Source organism: Ornithinibacter sp. (assembly GCF_035443565.1).
In the GTDB taxonomy this organism is placed as follows: Bacteria; Actinomycetota; Actinomycetes; order Actinomycetales; family Dermatophilaceae; genus Fodinibacter.
On record NZ_DAORSO010000224.1, the window covers coordinates 1 to 2706 of the forward strand.

The following is a 2706-nucleotide window of genomic DNA, read 5'->3' on the forward strand; positions in this document are numbered from 1 at the left end:
GAGTCCTACGACGCCGGCTCGATCACCGTGCTCGAGGGCCTGGAGGCGGTGCGCAAGCGCCCCGGCATGTACATCGGGTCCACCGGCGAGCGCGGCCTGCACCACCTCGTGTGGGAGATCGTCGACAACGCCGTGGACGAGGCCCTGGCCGGGTACGCCGACACCATCGACGTCACGCTCATGGAGAACGGCGCGGTGCGCGTCAAGGACAACGGGCGCGGCATCCCCACCGACATGCACCCGACCGAGGGCGTCAGCGCCGTCGAGCTCGTGCTCACCCAGCTGCACGCCGGGGGCAAGTTCGGCGGCGGCGGCTACAAGGTCTCGGGTGGTCTGCACGGTGTGGGCTCCTCCGTCGTCAACGCGCTGTCGACCCGCCTCGACGTGTGCGTGCGCCAGAAGGGGCACGCGTTCCGGATGTCGTTCGACCACGGTGTGCCCGTCGCGCCGCTGGAGATGATGGAGGAGACCGACCGCACCGGTACCACCATCACCTACTGGGCCAACCCCGAGATCTTCGAGACGGTCACCTACGACTACGAGACGATCCGCGCCCGCTTCCAGCAGATGGCCTTCCTCAACAAGGGCCTGACGATCAACCTGGTCGACGAGCGCGTGGAGGCCACGGCATCCGACAGTGGTGAGCCCGACCTCGACGGCGTCGATGCGGACATCGCGCTCGTTCAGGACGACGAGGATGCCGCGGCGGGCGGGGAGGTCAAGCAGACCACCGCGCGCTCGGTGTCCTACCGCTACGAGAACGGCCTGGTCGACTACGTCAACCACCTCGTGTCGTCGAAGAAGACCGAGAAGGTGCACGACGACGTCATCTCCATCGAGGTCGAGGACGTCGAGCGCAGCCTCTCGCTCGAGCTCGCCATGCAGTGGACCACCTCGTACTCGGAGTCGGTGCACACCTACGCGAACACGATCAACACCCACGAGGGCGGCACCCACGAGGAGGGCTTCCGCGCGGCGATGACCAAGCTCGTCAACGACTTCGCGCGCAAGCAGAACCAGCTCAAGGACAAGGACGACAACCTCACCGGTGACGACGTGCGCGAGGGGCTGACCGCGGTCATCTCGGTCAAGCTCGGCGAGCCGCAGTTCGAGGGGCAGACCAAGACCAAGCTCGGCAACTCCGAGGTCAAGGGGTTCGTGCAGCGGGCCATGACCGACGAGTTCGGCGCGTGGCTGGACAGCCACCCGAACGAGGGCCGCGAGATCGTCCGCAAGGCGATCCAGGCCTCGGCCGCGCGGATGGCCGCCCGCAAGGCGCGCGAGGCCACCCGCAAGCGGGTGCTGGAGTCGGGCGGTCTGCCCGGAAAGCTGCGTGACTGCCAGGCCAAGGACCCGGCCGTCTCCGAGGTGTTCATCGTCGAGGGTGACTCGGCCGGTGGCTCGGCGGTGCGTGGGCGCAACCCGCACAACCAGGCGATCCTGCCGATCCGCGGCAAGATTCTCAACGTCGAGCGGGCCCGGCTCGACAAGGCCCTGGGCAACCAGGAGGTCCAGGCCCTGATCTCGGCGTTCGGCACCGGCATCGGTGAGGACTTCGACATCGAGAAGGCCAGGTACCACAAGATCGTGCTGATGGCCGATGCCGACGTCGACGGCATGCACATCCGCACGCTGCTGCTGACGCTGCTGTTCCGGTTCATGAAGCCGCTCATCGAGGCCGGCTACGTCTACCTCGCGCAGCCGCCGCTGTTCCGCCTGAAGTGGAGCAACGCCCCGCACCAGTTCGCGTTCACCGACCGCGAGCGCGACGCGATGATCGCCGACGGTCAGAGCAAGGGCTGGCGCCTGCCCAAGGACAACCCGATCCAGCGCTACAAGGGTCTGGGTGAGATGGACTACCAGGAGCTGTGGGAGACCACGATGGACCCGGCCGAGCGGGTGCTGCTCCAGGTCACCCTCGACGACGCCGCGGCGGCCGACGAGATCTTCTCGATCCTCATGGGTGAGGACGTCGAGTCCCGCCGCGGGTTCATCCAGCGCAACGCGCGCGACGTCCGCTTCCTCGACATCTGACCCCGGCCGCCTCAACCCCGGCCGCCTCAACTTTCCCGCCCGATGCCGAAAGGTTCACCTTCGCCCCGGAACGTAACCCCGGCGAACATGAACCTTCCGGTGCGAAGCACCACCAGCACGAAGGAACACGATGACTGAGCAGCCCCCGGTCGACACCGACCGCACGGAGCCGATCGACCTCAACACCGAGATGCAGCGCAGCTACATCGAGTACGCCATGAGCGTCATCGTCAGCCGCGCGCTGCCCGACGTGCGTGACGGCCTCAAGCCCGTGCACCGCCGCGTCGTCTACGCGATGTACGACGGTGGCTACCGGCCCGACCGCGGCTTCAACAAGTGCAGCCGCGTCGTCGGCGAGGTCATGGGGCAGTACCACCCGCACGGTGACGCCTCGATCTACGACGCCCTCGTGCGCCTCGTGCAGGACTGGAGCATGCGCTACCCGCTGGTCCAGGGCCAGGGCAACTTCGGCTCCCCCGGTGACGACCCGGCCGCCGCCCCCCGGTACACCGAGTGCCGCATGGCGCCGCTGGCCATGGAGATGGTGCGCGACATCGACGAGGACACCGTCGAGTTCCGCCCCAACTACGACGGCAAGACCCTCGAGCCGGTCGTGCTGCCCAGCCGCTTCCCGAACCTGCTCGTCAACGGCAGCTCGGGCATCGCCGTCGG

General features: G+C 67.9%; 2 protein-coding genes. Both read left to right on the forward strand.

Annotated elements, in window-relative coordinates:
• On the forward strand, window positions 1–2034 hold a 2034-nt coding region (gene gyrB, locus PLL68_RS13670; protein ID WP_324534991.1), incomplete at its 5' end, for a DNA topoisomerase (ATP-hydrolyzing) subunit B.
• Window positions 2035–2164: 130 nt separating this feature from the next.
• On the forward strand, window positions 2165–2706 hold a 542-nt coding region (locus PLL68_RS13675; protein ID WP_324534993.1), incomplete at its 3' end, for a DNA gyrase subunit A.